Here is a 20,629-nt window from a genome sequence, read left to right as displayed (position 1 = left end):
GATAGATTATTTCGCCGCTGACAAACAGATCGCCCGCGTCAATTCATACGATTTTACAAAGGAGCTGATAGGCAAGAATTCAAATGGCGAATGGAAGTTATGCGCCCCAGTGAAGTAATTCGGTGTCAGCAAGCCCTGAGTGGATAACGCCGCACCATCAGTACCGCCGCGCATCGGAATCACCTTAGGCTCAATACCCAACTGTGCCATCGCAGAGAAAATCAGCTCAATGGCCCGCTTATCTTCACCAATCGAGTTACTGATATTGCTGTAAACATCCGTCACTGAATAGGTTATTTTCGCCCGTGGATATTGTGCCGAGATCTTGGCTACCGCCTCGCCAATTGAGGCTTTACGGGCTGCAAATGAAACATTATCAAAATCGCGAATCGCAATTTTAAGCTTGGCTTGGTTGGGATTCGCCACCATATCGGTGAACCAGACATAGCCTTCCCGCCCTTCGGTGTGCTCTGGTGTCTGTTGCGGGTCAAACTCGCTGATAATGTCATAAGCAACACGGATGGGATTGATCAGCACATTTTTGGCAGACATGGGATGCGCCGTCACCCCGACAATATCAATCTCAGCCGCAGCGGCATTGAAGTTCTCATACACCACTTCGCCCAGTTCACAGCAATCGATGGTGTAAGCAAAATCGACATCAAAGCGCGCGAGATCCAGTGCCTTGGCACCGCGCAAGCCAATTTCCTCATCCGGGACAAACGCCACCAGGATATCGCCGTGTTGATCATCTGCACTGAGGTTTTCCAGCAATGTCATCACCACCGTCACCGCCGCTTTATTATCGGCCCCCAACACACTGGTTCCATCACTAAAAATAATCTCTTCACCCTGATAACGCAGGATTTCTGGGTGTTCAGCGGTGCGCAGATAAATACCCTGCTGCGCATTTAGGCACAAATCACTACCGGTAAAACGCAGCCGCTGCGGGTGGATATCTGGCGACAAACCAACATCAACAGTATCAATGTGGGTGATAAAACCAATGCGTGGCGCTGTAGGTTGGGTGCCGGGTTTACGCGCGGTGACCGTTGCATGTTGATCAATGACGATATCTGCCAGCCCCAATTGGTGCAGATCTTCGGCTAGCATTTGCGCCATTTTATGCTGCCCGGCGGTGCTCGGCAGGGTGGTCGAGGCCGCATCACTCTGGCTACTCACCGCCAAATAGCGGAAAAAGCGTTGCGTCAGTTGTTCTGAGAGTGCGATTGTCATTTTTTCTTCCTTATGAATTCTTTTTAGAAACTAGCCCCAAAGTGATTGGCGTGGTAGCCCGATGGCCAGCACCGCTACAGCACCAAATACCCAAGGTATTAATTACCTGCCGGATAGGTATACCCACTCTGGAACCCTAGCGGAATGCCTAATCCCCAGAACAAATAGAGCATCAGGGTCAGCACAATGGTCAGCCCGAGGGTATAAGGCAGCATCATGGCGCAGAGTGTTCCGACCCCGGTTTTAGAGCAATACTGGCGGCAATACATGATGATCAATGGATAGAAAGCAAACATTGGTGTCGAGATATTCACCGTGGAACTGACACGGAAACTGGCTTGAGTCAGTTCCGGCGAAATGCCAACAGCCATCAGCATCGGCACCAATACCGGCGCCAAAATCGACCATTTTGATGAAGCTGAAGTAATGATGATGTCCAGCGCACAGGACAGTAAAATCACCCCCATAATCGTGAAGCCAGCAGGCATCGCCAGAGTCCGTAAGAAATCAGCCCCTGAAATTGCCAGCAAGGTACCAATATTAGAATGGCTAAATGAATATAAGAACTGCGCACAAAAGAAGCTGAATACTAAAAACGAGACCAATGACTTGGTAATATTCTCCATGCTGCTGGTGACGTCTTTGGTGCTTTTAAAAGTGCCAGAACTGAAGCCATAAATCAGGCCGGGAATAGCAAACATAAAGAATAGCAGTGGCACAATCGCCTGCATAATTGGCGCATCAGGGCGAGTTAGGCTGCCCTCTGGCGAACGCAATAATGAGTTCTCCGGGTACAGTGCCGCCGCCAGACCAATTAGCATCAATAACATGGTCAAACCGGCCTTTTTGAACGCTTTACTCTGTTGCGGCGTGACTTTTTGTAGCTCATCACTGTTGTGCAGCACACTGAGATCGTCATTCAATGGCATCGATTTAACCAAGCGCGGTTCAACGATTTTCTCGGTAATAAACCAGCACACCAAAATAACTGCAAAGGTGCTGCCAAAACTGAGGAAGTAGTTGCACAGCACATTGACGTTATAACTCGGGTCAATAATATGTGCTGCACCCTGAGTGAATCCCTGCATGATGGGGTCGATAATCGACGGGGTGTAACTGGCAGAGAATCCACCGGCCAACCCGGCAAATGCGGCCGCAATACCGGCGAGTGGATGGCGGCCGCTGGCATAAAACATCATGGCTGATACTGGCATTAAGATGACGTAAGCCGAATCGGAGGCAACATGACTAACCACACCAATGAAGATAACCGCCGGGGTCAGAATGCGCTGTGGCGTGACATTTAGCATCTTCTTCAGCATCACCTGAATAAAGCCACTGCCTTCAGCAATACCAATCCCCAGAGTGGCAACAATGGTGATCGCCAGTGGTGGGAAGTTAATAAAGTTTTTGACCATGGTGGTAATAAAGGTCACCAGTTCAACCGGTGCCAACATATTGGTCACTTTGATTTGGTCACCGGTCAATGGGTGATAATAATCAAAATTGATAAAGGACAATGCAAAGGAGAGCGCCCAGCACACTCCCAAAGCATAGATAAAAAGCATGGTGATATCGGGCATTGCATTGCCGATGCGCTCAATGGTGTTAAGTATCCCGGTTTGTCGGTTTTCCTGCGGTTCAACTGCTGACATATCCTGTCCTTTCCCTTTAAAGAGGCCATAGCCAAAACGGACAGGAAATACACGTGACTCCCTGTCGCGATAGATAGAGTGGTGATATGCCGTGGGGAAAAATAACTAACGGGATGGAAAACGAATAAACCCGACAAACAAAAATGCTTCACTAACTTAATGAATAATATAATATTTTTATATTCAATTTTTTATAACAAAAAACAGAAAGCGTCAATTTAATTTCGTAGTAAATAGAAATCAGTGCAATATTAAAATCCACATCCTAGATATGAATGTGGATTTAAAATTGAGAAGTAATAAAAAGTGAGATTAATAAACTAAGAATGTCATAAATTCGAAATATAAACCCAAATGTTACACTGCCCAATCGGCAAGAATTTGCGCTGTGGATTTGACGGCGATGCTATTGCCCGGAATGCTCAGTTCTGACCAAACTTCATTATGTTGGGCGATAAGCTGCTCAGCGGTGACATGCTGCCGATTCGCCGTGGTATGAGCATCTGCTGCGATGGTCAGGGCATAACCTTTGCTGGCAGCAATTTTGACAGTGGTATCAACGCAGTAATCTGTAGCACAACCACAGATTGTCAGATGGGTCGTTCCCAGTTGGGTAATAACACTCTCGAGCGGCGTGCGATAAAACGAGTCACAGGCAGTTTTATTAACTGAAATTGCACTTTCTGGGCGGTGCAGTTGCGGTAATATTTGCCACAATTCACTGCCTTCAGCCATTTCACCTTCGATATGCTGAATAAAAATAACCTGATCAGCATGGTCTATCAGCTGATTAATACGCGCGACTCGACCTGTACGATCAAAGCGGGGATGAGCAAAAACACCGTTTTGCATATCAATGACGATAACCACCTTTTTTCTGATCACTGCCAACCCCCGCTATTTATGTGCAATCCCCGTTCAAGTTAACACAAATTCTACGGCTTATTTTTTCAGTTGCAATGTCGTCATGCAGGTTTGACTTTCCGCTTGCGTGGCAAAAGGTGATAGCGCTTTAAGGCCTTGGTAACTGACTTCAATCGTCCCTTCGGTATTACGTGGTAACCAAACTCCGACGAAACCATTTTGATAGCTGGTGAGCTTATCCTGCATGATTACTTTGCCGGTGTTATCAGTAATCTTTACATCGAATGTGGTATTTGCCAGCTCGCCACGGCAACCCGATAAACTGTGATTAAAGCAGGGGTGGGTTTGGTTTATATAAGGGGCAAAAGAGAGATAAAACTTATCACCTAGCGGGAAAGAATACTGCTGCTGCCCATCAGATAATTTCAATTCACTCCCAGTGACTGAAGCTGAATAGGGCAAAGGGCGTGGTTGCTTGGATTGATCAATAGTCTCGATCATCTGCTCAGTGGTTTTCCCAGCTAAACCATGCTGCGTTAGAAACTCTGTTTCTGCGGCGGCAGTGGATTGTGCCAAGGCAAAATGGCTGAAAGTCACTGCGGCTAAAGCAACAATGGCCAGTCGGGCAGTCGAAGCAAATGTCTTTTTCACGGTCATGGTTTCCTGTCAAAAATTTTTACCCAACGTCATTGGGTGGCCAGTTGGCAGCAATGCCAATGAGAAGGATAAATGTAAACCCTCCCCGTAGGGGAGGGTCAAAGAGAGATTTGAATAGAAAGGTAAACCATTGTATATATTTGGTTTTTCTTGATCTAAATCAAATCGAAACCGTGATATGGCCCACAGTACGCCTTAATTAATATCAGGGTGCTGTGCAATCAAGTTCTTTCTCTTTTTCTCAAGCTCGGCAATTTGCTGATCGATATCCTCAATATTCTGTTCAATATTGTCATGGTGCTCCTGCAATATCTCTTTGGCTTCTGCCCGGTCTGAAGCCGCAGGCGTCGCCCCTTTCAGTGGCTTATTGGCCGTTTCTTTCATAAATACGCCCGTCACTAGGCCAATCACTGCCACGACCATCAAGTAATAAGCGGGCATAAACAGATTTTGAGTGGTTTCTACCAGCCATGCCGCCGCTGTCGGTGTCAGGCCGGCGATCAGCACCGAGATATTAAAAGCAATGGCTAGCGCACTGTAGCGAATATGAGTTGGGAACATCGCCGGTAATATCGACGCCGCCACACCGGTAAAGCAGTTAAGTAAAATCGCCAGGATCAATAAACCACAAAATATCAAACCAATAATGCCGCTGTTAATCAGAATAAAGCTAGGAATGGCGAGAATAAACAAGCCGATACTGCCGCAAATAACAAAAGGTTTACGGCCAAATCTGTCGCTCATTAACCCCATCACTGGCTGGACAAATAACATACCCAGCATGATGGCAATAATGATTAATACACCGTGATCTTCAGAATAATGCAGGCTATGTGACAGATAGCTTGGCATGTAAGTCAGCAGCATGTAATAAGTGACATTAGTGGCAATCACCATGCCGACACAGATAGTCAGGTTCTTCCACTGTTTGGTTAAAATTTCGCGGAAAGAGACCTTAGGCGGCTGGGCAATGCTATGGCGCGAATCACTGTCCATCTTGTCCACATGCTGTTGAAAAGTGGGGGTTTCTTCAAGCGCATGACGCAGATAAATCCCGATTAGGCCCAATGGAGCAGCAACAAAGAACGGAATACGCCACCCCCACTCAAGGAAGCTGGCCTCGCCCACAATACTGGAAATCAGTACCACCACCCCAGCACCAAGCACAAAACCGGCAATGGAGCCAAAATCCAGCCAACTGCCAAGGAAGCCACGTTTTCTATCCGGTGAATACTCAGCAACAAAAATTGCCGCACCAGTATATTCGCCCCCGACAGAGAAGCCCTGCGCCAATTTTGCCAATAACAGTAAGATAGGTGCCCAAATACCAATCGAGGCATAAGAAGGGATCAAGCCAATACAGAAGGTACTGACCGACATAATAATAATGGTGACGGATAGGACTTTCTGTCGTCCATATTTATCACCCAGTGCCCCAAAGAATAAGCCACCCAGAGGCCGAACCAGAAAAGGAACGGAAAAGGTCGCCAATGCAGCGATCATCTGAATACCGGGATCGGCACCGGGGAAAAATACCTGGCCCAGTGCAAATGCGACAAAACCATACACCCCAAAGTCGAACCACTCCATGGCGTTGCCTAGCGCCGCAGCGGTAATAGCCTTCTTCAGTTTAGTATCATCAATTATCGTAATGTCATTGATTTGCATAGGTTTAACGTTTTTTCTTCGTAGTCCCATTTTTTCTTCCTTATGTTCTTAATAGCTCCACTGCATAAAGCATGAAAATGATGACGCGCAGCAATACCGTTAGAAATTAAAATTTCGTGAGATATTTATAAGAATAGTTGTAAAACGAGGGATTTGTAGGATGGCTCAGCCTGCAATCATTAGATAGATTAACGTAATATTATCAAAAATGCATGTTTGATAGCAGCAAAAGGCTGGCAACAGGAGTTTTAACCGCCATTTATATAAGGGAAATCAGCGCGACATGCTACTGTCGGTTTCAGTAACATAAGTGGGGCTTACACACCCGTGTAATGCTGGGTTATCACTCTCATCCTTAAGCTGCACCCCGGATAAACGGCGCTGGAAAGATTGCTCTAACAGCCATGCCAGCTTAAAAGCCGCCTGAGGATAATCCAGCCCTTCTGGTCGGATATTGGAAATACAGTTGCGCTCAGACTCCAGGCGCTGGGTATTCGGCCCCCAAGTCATATAAATCCCTAAACTATCTGGAGAAGAGAGCCCCGGCCTTTCACCAATCAAAATGACCACCGCCTTGGCCTGCAAGCATTCCCCCGCATCATCACCCAACGCCACTCTGGACTGGTGAGCCAATACCACCGGAGCGAGTGATAAACCTAATGTCTGTAAATATGGCAGTAGGGCCGCGACCAGAGGGATTGCCTGACGATGTACCGCTTTGGACGATAAGCCATCGCCAATCACCAACAAAACATCGGCTTGCTTATCAGGCCATGCGCACAGTTGCTCACGACTTTGTGGCGACAATTTCCGCCCCAGATCCGGGCGGCGTAAATAAGTGGAACGCTCCGGCGCAGCACTGTTCACCGTGATGGAGGTTAATCCTAAATCAGCCAACTGACTGGCAAGATCTTCACTGATAAAGGGCTGATGTACCGCGTCGCGTGCTTGTGCATGAGCTAAACCAAATTTTAGTAACTCGTGGGTCGGTAAACTTGCCCCTGTACGGCCAAGGGCAATACGGGCCGCGGTAAACTGGCGTAAGGCCTGCCACGGATTAGGATGCAACAGGTCATTATCAGCACTCATCGAGAGACCTCCAACTGCGGTAACTGAGCCAGTAATGGATGATTCATCGCGGTATCACGTAAGCGCCCACTGGCATCCATAATATTCATTTTCTCCAGCCACAGGCCAAACTCAGGGGCATGTTTCAAGCCGAGCAGTTGGCGAATATACAAAGCATCATGAAACGATGTGCTTTGATAATTCAGCATAATATCATCGGCACCCGGGATGCCCATCATAAAGGTTAATCCGGCCGTTCCTAGCAAGGTCAGTAAGGTATCCATGTCATCCTGATCCGCTTCGGCGTGATTGGTGTAGCAGACATCACAACCTAGCGGAACACCCAGCAGTTTGCCGCAAAAATGGTCTTCTAAACCGGCACGGATAATCTGTTTGCCATCATAGAGATATTCCGGCCCGATAAAACCGACCACGGTATTGGTCAATAATGGAGAAAACCGGCGCGCAATGGCATAGGCTCGGGCTTCACAGGTTTGCTGATCCACACCAAAATGGGCATTACCTGAAAGACAGCTGCCTTGCCCAGTTTCGAAATACATCACATTGTTGCCCACCGTGCCACGTTTAAGGCTCAGAGCCGCAAGTTGTGCTTCTTCAATTAAGGCGAGATTGATGCCAAAACCGGCATTAGCGGCTTCGCTGCCCGCAATAGATTGAAAGACCAGATCAACCGGCGCACCACGTTCAATCAATTTAAGGGTGTTAGTAATATGGGTCAGTACGCAAGATTGGGTTGGGATCTCAAAGCGGCTGATGACATCGTCCAGCATGTAATTTAGCTTTTCCAACAGCGGCAAACTGTCACTGGCCGGATTGATGCCAATCACCGCATCGCCGCTGCCATACAGCAGCCCATCAAGCATACTGGCCGCAATCCCCTGCAAACTGTCGGTGGGATGATTAGGTTGCAACCGCACACTTAAATGACCAGGAAGGCCAATCGTGTTGCGAAATCGGGTAATCACACTGCATTTCTTCGCCACCAGAATCAAATCCTGATTGCGCATGATTTTACTCACCGCCGCCGCCATTTCCGGGGTGATACCCGCACTCACTTGCGCCAGTATCACTGTGTCTGTTTGCTCGCTGAGCAGCCAATCACGAAAGTCACCAACCGTCAGGTGCGCTATGGGGGAAAAAGCCAGTGGGGAGTGCGTGTCAATAATCAGTCGAGTGACTTCATCCTGCTCATAGGGGATTAGCATTTGCTGTAAAAAGGTTTTTAACGGCAAATCGGCCAGTGCCATGCGAGCCGCCATGCGCTCTTCAGCGCTATCTGCTGCAACACCTGCCAGATAATCCCCCGAGCGCGCGGGGGAAGCTTTCGCCATTAAATCGCGTAAATCACTGAAGTGATAGCGACGATGGCTCAATGTTGTCTGGTACATAACGCGTCCCTTAGTTCAGCAGGCCGCCGAAGCAGCCTGAATATAATGAGGTCACTCTCGCCATGTCATTCGGCACCACTAAGCTGTGGATCGAATGCAGCGGCTGCGCGCGAACGATGGGTCAGACGGAAGTAAATATAACCGACCAACATCATTCCAGCGAATATCAGCGCCAATAGCGGGTTGTAATAGATCATTGCCACCAAACAGACCACCGCAAGAATCAATGCCAGTGCGGGAGCAAAGGGATAGAGAGGCGCCGAGAACGGGCGAGTCAATCGTGGCTCAGTTTGCCTGAGTTTAAATAGCGACAACATCGAGGTGATATACATCACGATGGCACCAAACACTGACATAGTGACGATATTTGCCGTCAGTGGCATACCGCCAATCACGATAAGCGAGTCAGAGAAAATGGCGGCAATCCCCACCACACCACCGGCCAGAATCGCCAGATGCGGAGTACGGAAACGCCGATTAACTTTCGCCAAGGGTTTCGGTAGATACCCGGCACGGGCCAGAGCAAAAATCTGGCGCGAATAGCCCATAATAATGCCATGGAAAGAAGCAATCAGGCCGAATAACCCCAGCCAGACCAACATATGCAACCAGCCACTGTCACTGCCGACAATAATTTTCATGGCCTGTGGCAGTGGGTCATTAATATTGGAGAGCTTCGTCCAGTCACCGACTCCACCGGCAAACACCATCACACCGAGCGCCAGCACCACTAAGGTCAGAATGCCGCAGATAAAGGCGCGCGGAATGGTTCGTTGCGGATCTTTGGCTTCTTCAGCCGCCATCGAAGCCCCTTCAATGGCCAGAAAGAACCAAATAGCAAAAGGGATAGCGGCAAAAATACCTGACATTGAACTCAGACTGAAAGTATCTGCCCCCGCCCAGCCACCTTTAACAAAGTTGCTGGCCTCAAAACCGGGAGCCACCACGCCCATAAAGACCAACAATTCAAAAATCGCCAGTACCGTCACTAATAATTCAAATGTTGCCGCGATGCTGACACCCAGAATATTCAGTGACATAAATACCAGATAAGCCCCAACAGCGACCCATTTAGGGTCAATTGCCGGAAACTGCACATTAATATAGGCGCCAATTGCCATCGCAATTGCCGGTGGTGCAAAGACAAACTCGATTAATGTTGCGAGGCCGGCAATAAAGCCGCCGGTAGGGCCAAAAGCGCGGTGGGCATAAGCAAATGGCCCCCCGGCATGAGGAATGGAAGTGGTTAACTCGGTAAAGCTAAAAATAAACGCCGTATACATGGCCGCCACGCCCAACGCGGTAAACAGGAACCCCAGCGTTCCCGCCTGCGCCCAGCCATAACTCCAGCCAAAATACTCGCCGGAAATCACCAACCCGACAGCAATACCCCATAACTGAAAACTACCTAATGTACGTTTTAACTCCGGAGCCTGTTTCGCCTGTGACATACCTTATCCCTGCCATTTGCCAGTAATAGTACGGTCTACGGCTCAAGCAAGGTTTGTACCACATTACAGGCACCCGCTAATTAGCAGGAATACCCGCACTTTATGTAATGAAAAACGGTACCGGAGTGAGGGAAAAGCACAGATTGCGCGCACTTTTTAGAGGCAAATGCACGAAGATGCAGCAGCACTGTCACCCCATGGCGAGGTGACAGATAAGTCAGCCGATGTTTACTCTTGCGACTCTTCATCCGCAGGTGATTTTCGCGTTTTTGTCCATTCCCGCAATCGCTGAACATGCAAATAGAGCGCTGGAATAAACAAAATCCCCACGGCGGTGGCCATTAGCATGCCACCAAATACCGTGATACCAATTATCTGGCGGCTCATCGCCCCGGCACCACTGGCAAAGACCAGCGGCATCACGCCGAGAATAAATGAAATCGCCGTCATCATGACTGCGCGAAAACGCTGCTTGGCCCCATCTTGGGCCGCTTGCGCAATGCTGGCCCCCTCTTCACGTCGGGCTTTGGAAAACTCGACAATTAATATCGCATTTTTGGCCGCCAGCCCTATCAGCAACACCAAGCCGATTTGCGCGTAAACGTCGTTGGCAAAGCCCATGGCTGATAGCCCGGCAACTGCACCGCCCACGGCAAATACCACCGAAAGAATCACCACCAGCGGGATGCTCCAGCTTTCATACTGGGCCACCAAAAACAGATAGGCAAATACCAGTGCCGCCAGATAAATAAACACTACCTGCCCGCCGGTTTGCTGCTCCTGCCATGACATCCCACTCCAGCTATAGCTGTAACCTTGCGGTAAATTCTGCGCCAATAGCGTCTCCATCGCCGCCATGGCCTGACCAGAACTGGCCCCATCAGCGGCAGAGCCACTAATGGCAACGGAAGGGAACTGATTGAAATTACTGATAAAGGGAGCGCCAACCGACGGCGTTAATGTGACAAGGTTCGCCAAGCTGACCAATGCTCCATTATCGCTACGTACATTCAGACTATTTATCTGCGCAGTGCGTTGACGGAAGTCCATATCATTCTGCAATTGCACCCGGAACATACGGTTATTCAAGGTGAAATCACCGGCATTCATCCCGCCGAGTGAAGTTTGCAAGGTCTGGAAAATACGACTGACCGGCACCTGTAACAAGGCGGCGCGATCCCGGTCAATACTCAGATTAACTTCAGGTACTGAGGCACTGAAAGTGGTAAATACCCGGCTGAGTTTAGGGTCCTGATTAGCGGCAAAAATAATCCCCTGACTGACCTGCGCCAATTCCTGCGGTGATTGCCCCAACAGGGCCTGAATGCGCAAATCAAAACCGGAAGCACTCCCCAAACCAGCAATCGCCGGTGGGTTGACCGCCATAATCATCGCCGAGGGAATAGTCGCCAAATTGGCTTGGATGCTGGCCAGCACCCGATCAATATGAGGGCGCTGTCCCCAAGGTTTGAGCATCACAATGGCAAAACCGGCATTGGGTGAGTTATTGCCACTGAGCAAACTGAAGCCAGTGATTTTTATCACGTCCTCAACGGCATCATTGGCCGTCACCTGTTGGTACATCTGGTCCATAACTGTCTGAGTACGATTCAGAGAAGCGCCATCCGGCAGTTGTAAACTGACAAAGAAATAACCCTGATCTTCCTCTGGCAAAAATGAGGTCGGCAGGCGGGTATAACCCCACCAGGTTGCCAGCCCCACCAGCAATAGCGCCGCAATGCTAAACACCGCGCGGCTGCTAATCCGGCTGGTTAATCCGACATATCCATCACGCGCGCGGTCTAAACCACGGTTGATACCACCAAATACACCGCTATTGGATAAAGTGCGCCGTTTAAGCAACACCGCACACAGCGCCGGACTCAGGGTCAGCGCATTGATACTGGATAAAATGACCGCCGCCGACAGTGTGACGGCAAATTGCCGATACAGCTCGCCCACAATGCCCGGCAAAATGGCGATCGGCACAAATACCGCCATCAACACCAATGTAGTGGCAATAATAGGCCCGGCAATCTGGCTCATCGCCTGCTTGGTGGCTTGTGCGGGTGTTAGGTCTGGATCATTCGACAATAGTCGCTCAACGTTTTCCACCACCACAATGGCATCGTCCACCACGATCGTCAGTGCGAGAATAATGGCGAACAAACTGAGGGTATTGGCTGAGTAACCAAAGACATACAGCACGGCAAAGGTACCAAGCAGCGACACCGGGATGGTAAGCGCGACAATAAAAGTCGCCCGCATACTTTGTAAAAACAGATAGACCACTGCCAACACCACAATCAGGGTCAATGTCAGGGAGATGGCGATTTCATGCAGTGTCGCGGTCACCGGCAAAGTGGAATCGTAGTTTATCTCATAAGCCAGATCCGGTGGGAAAGAGGCCGACAACCGGGCCATTTCATCGCGAACCCCATTCGCCACATTTAAAGCATTGGCACCGGGTACCGGATAAACCACTAAAAATGCAGATTCAGTCTGGTTTTGTGCCGCACTAACCTGATAGTTCTGCGCCCCTAGCGCCACGCGGGCAACATCACCCAGCCGAATCATCCCGCCCTGTGGATTGCTGCGGATAATGACATTGGCGAATTGCTGCGGGTCGGTCAGCCGCCCCTGCCCACTGATCGTCAGGGTTTGTTGTTGCTCGACAGTCGATGGCGATGAACCAATCTGCCCGGCAGCGGCTTGCACGTTCTGCTGCTGTAATGCAGTGACAATGTCTTGCACGCTGACATTCAGTGACTCCATACGTTGTGGATTCAGCCACACCCGCATACTGTAATCGCGCGCACCAAAGACCTGCACATCACCAACACCATTGATACGCGCAATAGCATCACGCAGCTGAATGCTGGTGTAATTACTGACAAACAGCGCATCATGGGTCTGCTTCGGTGAAAAGACACTCACCCCTAGCAATAAGTTAGACGCCCGTTTACGTACTGAAATACCATTCTCATTCACTTCAGCGGGCAGTTGAGCACTCACCTGAGAAATACGGTTCTGCACCTCAACGGCGGCCATATCTGGATCTGTGCCGCTGGCAAAAGTAATACTCAGCTGGTAGCTGCCGTTATTGCCACTGGTGGACTCCATATACAGCATATTACTGACGCCATTCACCTGTGCCTCTAGCGGTGATGCGATGGCTTGCGCCACATCACGGGCACTGGCACCGGGATAAACCGCACTGACCGAGACCACTGGCGGCGTGATATCAGGATATTGCTCCACAGGAATAACATGCAATGACACCCAGCCAACGATGGTGATCACCAGCGCAATGACAATGGCAAACTTGGGACGACGGATAAAGAAATGCAGCATCTGGCCTTCCCCTTAGTTCGCAGTCAGCGGTGTAGCAACACTGGCGCTGACCGTCATTCCGGGCCGGACATGTTGCAGCCCCGACACAATGACGCGCTCACCGACCTTCAGCCCATCCTTCACTTCATATTGTTGTTCAAATTGCTCGCCCAGTGTCACCGGCCGCACTTCAACCTGATCCTTATCTGTCACCACCAGCACAAAATGGCCCTGCTTATTCTGCTGTAACGCCGCGATAGGGATGGCGGTCACCGCTTTGGCAGTTTCTGCCGCCAGCGATACATTGACCACCCCACCGGGTAATAATAGATGCCGTGGATTAGCAAAGCGGGTGCGAATAGTCACGGTACCGGTCTGTTTATCGATTTGATTATCAACAGATTCAAAAACGCCGCTTTCCGGATATTGCTTACCATTCGCCAGTTGAATGCGTGGCGTGAAATGTCCAAATGGCGATGCATTGCCCTCTGCGGTAGCCGAATTGGTTGCTGATGAACCTGCCGTTGGTGAACCCGTCGCCGACAACTGATAGGTGGCCGTAATGTAATCACGCTCATTAACTGCAATTGCCACGCGGATCGGATCAAGCTGCACAATACTGACCAGTGTGCCACTGGCGGGATTAATCAGACTGCCAACATTAAAGCGACTGTGACCAATTTGTCCGGTTATCGGCGCGGTGATGCGGGTGAAACTAAGTTGCAGTTGCTGAATTTGCAGGTTTGCTTGTGCCTGAGCCACCGCCGCCCGGCTAATATCCCGCTGCGCCTGCGCTTCATCGACTTCCGCCTGGCTTACCGAGCGGTTATTGCCCAAGCGCTGTAAGCGGGTAAGCGTCACCTGAGCATGATTGGCACTGGCGGTTGCACTGTCTAATTGTGCCTGCGCCTGAGTCACTGACGCCTGATGTAACGCGGGGTCAATTTCATACAGCAATTCCCCCTGCGTAACCATTTGTCCTTCGGTAAACAATCTGGCGGCAATAAATCCTTCTGTTCGGGTGGTGACATCCACCGCCTGAATAGCTTCTACCCGCCCGAGATATTGCAACGCGCTATCCGGTGTCGCGGAGGTCACTACCGCAACCGTCACCGCCGGCAGTGGAGTGGCTGCCATCGCTGTACCCACGCCCAATAGCAGGACAATGGCGTATGCGGTCAGAGAATATAGCCGAGTACTTAGGATTCGCGCCGCATTAAGGGTCATCGGGTTGCGAACCAATTTCAGTGTAGACATGGTCATTTGTTCCTTACTCTCGGCGGGGTCATGAGTCTGGGTAGGACGTTAATAAAGCTTAGCGGGATTAGTCATATTTTGGTGTCACTTTAACGTCTTGCGACAAAAATTCCTATTACAGTCTAATGTCAGTACGCTAAGTTTATTTAAAAAGAGATGCGCGGAAAGTCACGAGAAGAATTTCAACTGGCTTTATTAAAAAATCGCATGATGATTAACTTCAGAATGTGACGAAATGGCATATAAATGGATAATTAGACGTTAGGTGACTATCCGAGCATAAGGGCGATATAGAGTGAAAACAAATATGCTGGAGGCGATGAGAATTTTTGTTCAAGTAGCTGAGCAGGAAAGTTTCTCCCGAGCGGCTGATATCCTTCAGTTGCACCGCCCCGCCGTCAGTAAAACCATGCAACAACTTGAAAGAGAAGTGGGCGTCAAACTGCTGCATCGAACCACCCGAAAAGTGAGTATGACGGCTGAGGGTGAAGAGTTTTACCAGCGTTGTATTCGCCTTATTAACGATTTTAGTGACACGATGGCAGCGTTTTCCCCGACGTTACCACCACGCGGTCGTCTTCGGCTTGATATGCCCATTACCCTTGCCACAGCAATCATTATTCCTGCATTGCCTGATTTTAAGGATAAATATCCTGATATAGAAATAGTGCTGCGCTCCTCAGATCGCAGAGTCGATCTAATTGCTGAAGGTGTCGATTGTGTGGTCCGACTTGGGGAACTTAATGATTCAAGTTTTATTGGTCGTCGAGTCGGAGAAGCCAAAATGGTTACCTGCGCCTCTCCTGAATATCTAAGAAAATATGGTACACCGCTGACACTTGATGACCTGGCAAACCATAAAGCGGTTAATTTTTTTAGCAATACCAGCCAAGAAGTCATGGACTGGAAGTTCCTAAATAAAGAAGAGGTGGTTACACGGCGGATAAAAAGCAGCATCCTCGTTGATAATTCTGAAGCATTTATCTCCTGCGGATTAGCTGGAATTGGCATTCTACAAGGCCTGAGAGTTTCGCTTGATCCCTATATCCAGGCCGGAAAACTGGTGGAAATTTTTCCTCATATACCTTCAGTAGCCAAACCAATTTCTGTTCTCTATCCAGACCGGCGTTATTTATCACCTAAAGTTAGAGCATTTGTTGACTGGGTCAGTGAATTGTTTTCCATACCACCAAAGCGCTAAATGATTATGATTAATTCAGTAATAGTGAGTTAATTTTTTACCTATTTTTCACCTGTCTGATTAAAGCTAAATTAATCCAATAGATATTCACATTAACCCGTGTTGAATTCGGCGCTGCATAGCGCAATTTAATCAGATTAAGGAGAGACAAGTCATGGCAAAAGTTGTTCGCTTTTATGAAACCGGAGGCCCGGAAGTTCTAAAATTAGAAGATATTGAGGTTGCCGCCCCCTCAGCAGGAGAGGTGCAGATCCGTCTACAGGCCATCGGTCTTAACCGCGCTGAAGTTATGTATCGTTCCGGTCAGTACGTTATTGACCCTCAGTATCCTGCAATATTGGGGTATGAAGGCGCAGGTATTATCGAGGCAATTGGCCCAGATGTAACTGATTTTGCACCAGGTGACGTCGTCAGCATCATTCCTTCGTTCATGTTCAGTGAATATGGCATGTACGGTGAATTGGTAAACGCCCCGATTCATGCGGTAGTCAAGCATCCGACTAACCTCAGTTTTGCAGAAGCCGCAGCAAGTTGGATGATGTTTGTTACGGCTTTCGGTGCGCTGGTTGAGTTCGGTAAGCTTAAGGCCGGCGAAACTATCCTGATCGGGGCCGCATCCAGTAGTGTCGGTTTGGCTGCTATTCAGATTGCGAATATGCTGGAGGCAATCCCCGTAGCCCTGACTCGCACCAGTGAGAAGCGAGATATGTTGTTGAAAGCCGGAGCCGCTCACGTTATTGCGACACAAGAAGATAATTTAATTGAATCCGTGAACAACATCACTAATGGTAAGGGGGCACGTATTGTCTTCGACCCTGTTGGCGGGCCAGAAGTCAGCAGAATGATGAAAGCCATGTCGGCGCAAGGTATTTTCTTCCAGTATGGTGCGCTAGACCCCCGCGACATCACGGTTTCAGTTATGGATATTCTGGGAAAACACCTCACATTGCGCGGATACGAGCTGTTTGAAATCACTACGGTTCCTGACAGGATGGCGCGGGCCAAAAAATTTGTTTCTGATGGGCTTTCTTGCGGACAGTTGAAACCGGTGATTGACCGAATATTCAAACTGGAAGATATCGCTGAAGCTCACCGATATATGGAAGCCAACGGACAAGTTGGGAAAATAGTGGTAACCCTATAGCGATTTCTGCGATGCAGGATATTAACCACTAAGTTAATTTTTTTCTTAACTCAGATTTAACAGCCATAAAAAATTCATATTAAACATAAACCTACGCTTCTGTCGTGGGTTTATGTTTCATTAAATCCCAAATTTTAAATATTAAATTATTCTGAGCTAAAATTATAATTTGACGGAGTTATGTTAGTTTAGATTGCCTCAGAGTCTTTACTTCCTGCTGATTAAACAGGTTTTTCTCTAATACTTAGTATCAGCCCGAACTTTGTAAGTGCTAAGGGAATTCACTATGACAAACTCCACCCCGCAAGAATCACGGGCAAGAGGAGAAAATGTTTTCTTTGCGAAACAAACTTTACAGGCTATGGCTCTGCTCGTTGGGGCAACTATCATTATTGCGGCGGTAGGCATTATCTACATTGCCTCACAATTAAATGAACAGGCGATATCTCAAAGCCGCTTTTTGGTTAATAAAGCGTGGGAGATGCGCCAAAATGAGATCAAAGCCAGAATAAAAGATAATGCTTTTTGGGGCGATGCCTATGAACATCTGCATGTAAAAGTAGACCCTGAATGGGCCTTTATCAGCCAGAATTTGGGGCCATCACTTTATAATGATTTTAATTATGAAGGCGTATTCGTCATTGATGGTCAGGAAAAGACGCGTTATTCCGTTATTGATGGGAAACTGGCAAATACGACGTTACCAGATTGGCTCAATGAGAATATTACACCGCTTATTGATACTGCCCGCGAGCGAGCCGCAACAGAGTATATTGCGACGGAAACCATCGACGTTGCGGGTCAGCCCGTAATCATTGCGGCAGCAGCATTGACCCCAGGTAATGACCCACGAGTTAAACCAGTGCCAGGTGCCCCCTCTGTTCTGGTGTTCGTCAATGTCCTCACACCGGCCGAGCTGGATGCCTTGGGCGAAGATTTCGGCATTCATCAATTACGTACTCCTCGTGACAAAAAAGATATCTCCTCCAGCCCTTCGGTGGCGTTAGTTTCCAGTGACAACAGTGACCTGACTTTGCACTGGAACCAGAGCATGCCGGGGGGGCAGCTACTCAATATATTGCTCCCATTACTGGCGCTGGTTGCTCTTATTCTTGGATTAAGTGGCTGGTTGGTACTGCGGCGAGCCATGTCAGAGGCACAAGTTGCCGATGAAAACAAAGCCGCTTTAATTGCCAGCGAAGAGCGTTTTCGTCATGTTGCAGAGGCCGCAACTGATTGGCTATGGGAAACCGATGCTGATTTACGTATTACCTATCTGTCACAGCGATTTTTAACTATTACCGGGCTAAGTATGGAGCACTGGTTAGGCCGCAATCTTGATTCACTGCTAAATTGCGACATTATTCCGCTGCGCTCTTGGCTGCAACACACCCATCTGACTGAATCTCGTAATGAACTGCAATGCACGTATTTCTCGGCCAAGGGCGATAAACGTATTTGCCGGATTTATGCCAAACCTATTATCAAAGATGCCAAGACTATAGGTTTTCGCGGCACCGCTTCAGATATCACCCGAGAGATAGAAGCGCAGGAACGTATTCAGCACCTTTCTCTGCATGATGTGCTAACCGGTTTACCCAACCGTCTGCGAATGAAAGAGTTTCTGGAAAATAAACTGCGAAACTTGGCTGCCGCGCCACACCCACTGGTGATCCTCAATGTCGATTTGGATAAATTCAAGCCAGTCAATGATACCTATGGTCACGTTACCGGTGATCTGGTGCTGCATCAGGTATCTGAGCGCCTAAGAAGCTGTTTGCGCGATCAAGATCTGGTCGCCCGTCAGGGGGGCGATGAGTTCATTCTGATTATTACCGGCCTGGCATCAATCAAAGAAATTGAGCAGCTCTGCGCCCGTGTTATCGCCCGTATCGAAAGCCCTTATGTCATCAATGGCCAAGATATTTATATCGGTGCCAGCATCGGCATTGCTTTGGCACCACAGGATTCAATGCATGCCGAGGAGTTGTTGCGGTTTGCCGATATTGCCATGTACGAAGCTAAAAATAGCGGCCGTAACCGGTGGAGTTTCTACTCCAGTGAAATGAATGAGCGCCTGATGCAACGCAGCGAACTGGAGCGGTTTTTACGTCAGGCGGTTAAACACAATGAGTTCAGCCTTTATTATCAACCGCGCTATCGTATTGAAGGGACACAGCTCACCGGGGCGGAAGCTTTAGTGCGCTGGAATCATCCGGTGCTAGGGCTATTAATGCCGGATCAGTTTATTGCTCTGGCAGAAGAAACCGGGCTTATCACCTCCATCAGCGATTGGACCATGTTACAGGCCTGCCAAGATGCCTCCACCTGGCCTCCATCGTTGATTGTTTCCGTCAATATTTCGGCCATTGAATTCAGAAACCAGCGTCTGATCGAGCGAGTGCGGCAAGTTCTGTTATTGACGGGGCTGCCTAGCCACCGGCTGGAGCTAGAGATAACCGAGCGAATAATGATTGAAGATGCTGATGGGGCATTTAAAACTATGATGGCGTTGAAAGCCCTCGGTGTGCGCTTATCGATGGATGACTTTGGTACCGGATATTCATCACTTAATTATTTGCGCCGTTTCCCATTTGATGGTCTGAAAATTGATAAGAGTTTTACGGATGAACTGGCGGAATCCCATGAGGGTCAGTCAATCGTTGAAGGCATCATTAACCTCGGCCATGCCCTGTCGATGACCGTGACCGCCGAAGGGGTAGAAACCGCCGAGCAGCTTGAGCATCTGCAAGCCCTAATGTGTGATGAAGTACAGGGTTATTTATTAGGCAAGCCAATGAAATTAAATGATTTATCGGTTCTTATTCGCAGTGCGTATTACGACTAGATAAGTAGCAAGAAATACCGCCGAGCCTCTGGGTTAATGCTATTCAGAGACTCGGCAGTATGGGGATTTTTATAGGATTAGTTAGCTTTTTTGTTTGAAATTAACAATGTCATAGACCAATCCATCCACAGTACTCTTCACGTCATCCGCCGTAATTGGCGTATTACTGTTACTGACATCTTTACCGTAAGCTTTACGTACCACCACGATCACCGGTTTACCGGTATTAGAGTCAATAACCTGCACTTCCATATAAAGCGCAGTATGTTGGGTGCGATTACCCGTGGCTGCCATAGTACCGGCGATCACTGCGGCAATAGGTACCACTTCATATACCTGCATATCTTTTGTTTCAGCAGAAACCGCCGTAATTGCCGCGCGGACAATTAATGTATTAGGTAGTTTTGGTGAATTGACTAATGGTAATTGACGGCTAAAAGCTTCTTTAAGTCTTTTATTTGCGTAGGCCAAAACTTGATCTAATGTTTGCTGACTCACTCGTTGAGTTGGTGTCGAACGCGGGTAATAAACCAACGGTGTATAATAAACGCCAGTATAGTTGGCAACATTAAAACCAGGTGCAATCCAGCGCAGTATTTTTTGACCACTCGCGGATTCTGTTTCTTGTAATTTGGTGTAGTCACCCAGAAAACCAGAGTATTGCGCGCTGGTTGTGACCTTTGAGGCGCATCCTGCCACTAATATCCCGACGGCAATTAGCGCCGCTATTTTATAACTTTTCAGAAGGAGCATTGTATTTTCCTATGTGTTTATTAGGGACCTAAAAAACAGGAATGCAGAAAAGACCGGGAAGACCAAAGAATGTGAGTACTCACCA

The 20,629-nt window shown here is 48.5% G+C and carries 14 protein-coding genes; 3 read left to right on the top strand and 11 right to left on the bottom strand.

Features of this window, described 5'->3' with window-relative positions:
- Positions 1 to 6: 6 nt before the first annotated feature.
- From pepT to FTA96_RS17930, 10 genes are all read right to left on the bottom strand, one after another.
- On the bottom strand, positions 7 to 1,236 hold the full coding sequence (gene pepT / locus FTA96_RS17975; protein WP_050123564.1) for a peptidase T: 1,230 nt from the start codon (positions 1,234 to 1,236) through the stop codon (positions 7 to 9).
- Positions 1,237 to 1,334: 98 nt separating this feature from the next.
- Positions 1,335 to 2,891 carry an AbgT family transporter gene (locus FTA96_RS17970; RefSeq protein ID WP_050108468.1) on the bottom strand — a complete coding sequence of 519 codons (1,557 nt, stop codon included), beginning with the start codon at positions 2,889 to 2,891 and terminating at the stop codon, positions 1,335 to 1,337.
- Between the two features lie 357 nt (positions 2,892 to 3,248).
- Positions 3,249 to 3,776: an isochorismatase family protein gene (locus FTA96_RS17965; RefSeq protein ID WP_072077440.1), complete on the bottom strand. Its 528-nt coding sequence runs from the start codon at positions 3,774 to 3,776 to the stop codon at positions 3,249 to 3,251.
- 57 nt (positions 3,777 to 3,833) lie between these two features.
- A complete protein-coding gene (gene cueP / locus FTA96_RS17960; protein ID WP_050108717.1) occupies positions 3,834 to 4,406 on the bottom strand; it encodes a copper-binding periplasmic metallochaperone CueP in 573 nt (190 codons plus the stop codon).
- 201 nt (positions 4,407 to 4,607) lie between these two features.
- Complete coding sequence (gene proP / locus FTA96_RS17955) at positions 4,608 to 6,110, bottom strand: glycine betaine/L-proline transporter ProP (protein WP_050108470.1); 1,503 nt, start codon at positions 6,108 to 6,110, stop codon at positions 4,608 to 4,610.
- Positions 6,111 to 6,353: 243 nt separating this feature from the next.
- On the bottom strand, positions 6,354 to 7,169 hold the full coding sequence (gene eutC, locus FTA96_RS17950; RefSeq protein WP_145574472.1) for an ethanolamine ammonia-lyase subunit EutC: 816 nt from the start codon (positions 7,167 to 7,169) through the stop codon (positions 6,354 to 6,356).
- The gene (locus tag FTA96_RS17945) at positions 7,166 to 8,557 is read right to left on the bottom strand and encodes an ethanolamine ammonia-lyase subunit EutB (RefSeq protein ID WP_050134317.1); all 1,392 of its coding nucleotides are present in this window, start codon (positions 8,555 to 8,557) and stop codon (positions 7,166 to 7,168) included. Before FTA96_RS17945 ends, eutC begins: the two co-directional genes overlap by 4 nt.
- A gap of 65 nt (positions 8,558 to 8,622) precedes the next feature.
- Positions 8,623 to 10,008, bottom strand: coding sequence for an ethanolamine permease (gene eat / locus FTA96_RS17940; RefSeq protein ID WP_050108474.1), 1,386 nt, complete (start codon positions 10,006 to 10,008; stop codon positions 8,623 to 8,625).
- Between the two features lie 228 nt (positions 10,009 to 10,236).
- Positions 10,237 to 13,362 (bottom strand): efflux RND transporter permease subunit, encoded by a 3,126-nt coding sequence (locus tag FTA96_RS17935; RefSeq protein ID WP_050145353.1) that lies wholly within the window; start codon positions 13,360 to 13,362, stop codon positions 10,237 to 10,239.
- A gap of 12 nt (positions 13,363 to 13,374) precedes the next feature.
- Positions 13,375 to 14,598 carry an efflux RND transporter periplasmic adaptor subunit gene (locus FTA96_RS17930; protein WP_072077438.1) on the bottom strand — a complete coding sequence of 408 codons (1,224 nt, stop codon included), beginning with the start codon at positions 14,596 to 14,598 and terminating at the stop codon, positions 13,375 to 13,377.
- Positions 14,599 to 14,893: 295 nt separating this feature from the next.
- On the opposite strand from FTA96_RS17930, the gene FTA96_RS17925 reads away from it, so the two are divergent.
- From FTA96_RS17925 to FTA96_RS17915, 3 genes are all read left to right on the top strand, one after another.
- On the top strand, positions 14,894 to 15,799 hold the full coding sequence (locus FTA96_RS17925; RefSeq protein WP_216594547.1) for a LysR family transcriptional regulator: 906 nt from the start codon (positions 14,894 to 14,896) through the stop codon (positions 15,797 to 15,799).
- Between the two features lie 154 nt (positions 15,800 to 15,953).
- Entirely contained in the window at positions 15,954 to 16,943 is a 990-nt protein-coding gene (locus FTA96_RS17920) for a zinc-dependent alcohol dehydrogenase family protein (protein WP_050150843.1), read from the top strand.
- A gap of 286 nt (positions 16,944 to 17,229) precedes the next feature.
- Positions 17,230 to 19,791 carry a bifunctional diguanylate cyclase/phosphodiesterase gene (locus FTA96_RS17915; protein WP_050108484.1) on the top strand — a complete coding sequence of 854 codons (2,562 nt, stop codon included), beginning with the start codon at positions 17,230 to 17,232 and terminating at the stop codon, positions 19,789 to 19,791.
- Positions 19,792 to 19,872: 81 nt separating this feature from the next.
- Here FTA96_RS17915 and FTA96_RS17910 read toward each other — a convergent pair whose 3' ends face one another.
- The gene (locus tag FTA96_RS17910; RefSeq protein WP_050150841.1) at positions 19,873 to 20,544 is read right to left on the bottom strand and encodes a DUF3313 domain-containing protein; all 672 of its coding nucleotides are present in this window, start codon (positions 20,542 to 20,544) and stop codon (positions 19,873 to 19,875) included.
- Positions 20,545 to 20,629 lie beyond the last annotated feature (85 nt).

The organism is Yersinia alsatica, assembly GCF_902170305.1.
Lineage (GTDB): Bacteria > Pseudomonadota > Gammaproteobacteria > Enterobacterales > Enterobacteriaceae > Yersinia > Yersinia alsatica.
Note: the sequence above shows the minus strand (reverse complement) of the source record. Positions and strands in the feature narration are given on the sequence as shown.

Excerpts from the sequence above, each read along its gene's own strand:
- pepT (WP_050123564.1), bottom strand. The coding sequence starts at position 1,236 with ATGACAATCGCACTCTCAGAACAACTGACGCAACGCTTTTTCCGCTAT.
- FTA96_RS17970 (WP_050108468.1), bottom strand. The coding sequence starts at position 2,891 with ATGTCAGCAGTTGAACCGCAGGAAAACCGACAAACCGGGATACTTAAC.
- proP (WP_050108470.1), bottom strand. The coding sequence starts at position 6,110 with ATGGGACTACGAAGAAAAAACGTTAAACCTATGCAAATCAATGACATT.
- eutC (WP_145574472.1), bottom strand. The coding sequence starts at position 7,169 with ATGAGTGCTGATAATGACCTGTTGCATCCTAATCCGTGGCAGGCCTTA.
- FTA96_RS17945 (WP_050134317.1), bottom strand. The coding sequence starts at position 8,557 with ATGTACCAGACAACATTGAGCCATCGTCGCTATCACTTCAGTGATTTA.
- eat (WP_050108474.1), bottom strand. The coding sequence starts at position 10,008 with ATGTCACAGGCGAAACAGGCTCCGGAGTTAAAACGTACATTAGGTAGT.
- FTA96_RS17935 (WP_050145353.1), bottom strand. The coding sequence starts at position 13,362 with ATGCTGCATTTCTTTATCCGTCGTCCCAAGTTTGCCATTGTCATTGCG.
- FTA96_RS17930 (WP_072077438.1), bottom strand. The coding sequence starts at position 14,598 with ATGTCTACACTGAAATTGGTTCGCAACCCGATGACCCTTAATGCGGCG.
- FTA96_RS17920 (WP_050150843.1), top strand. The coding sequence starts at position 15,954 with ATGGCAAAAGTTGTTCGCTTTTATGAAACCGGAGGCCCGGAAGTTCTA.
- FTA96_RS17915 (WP_050108484.1), top strand. The coding sequence starts at position 17,230 with ATGACAAACTCCACCCCGCAAGAATCACGGGCAAGAGGAGAAAATGTT.
- FTA96_RS17910 (WP_050150841.1), bottom strand. The coding sequence starts at position 20,544 with ATGCTCCTTCTGAAAAGTTATAAAATAGCGGCGCTAATTGCCGTCGGG.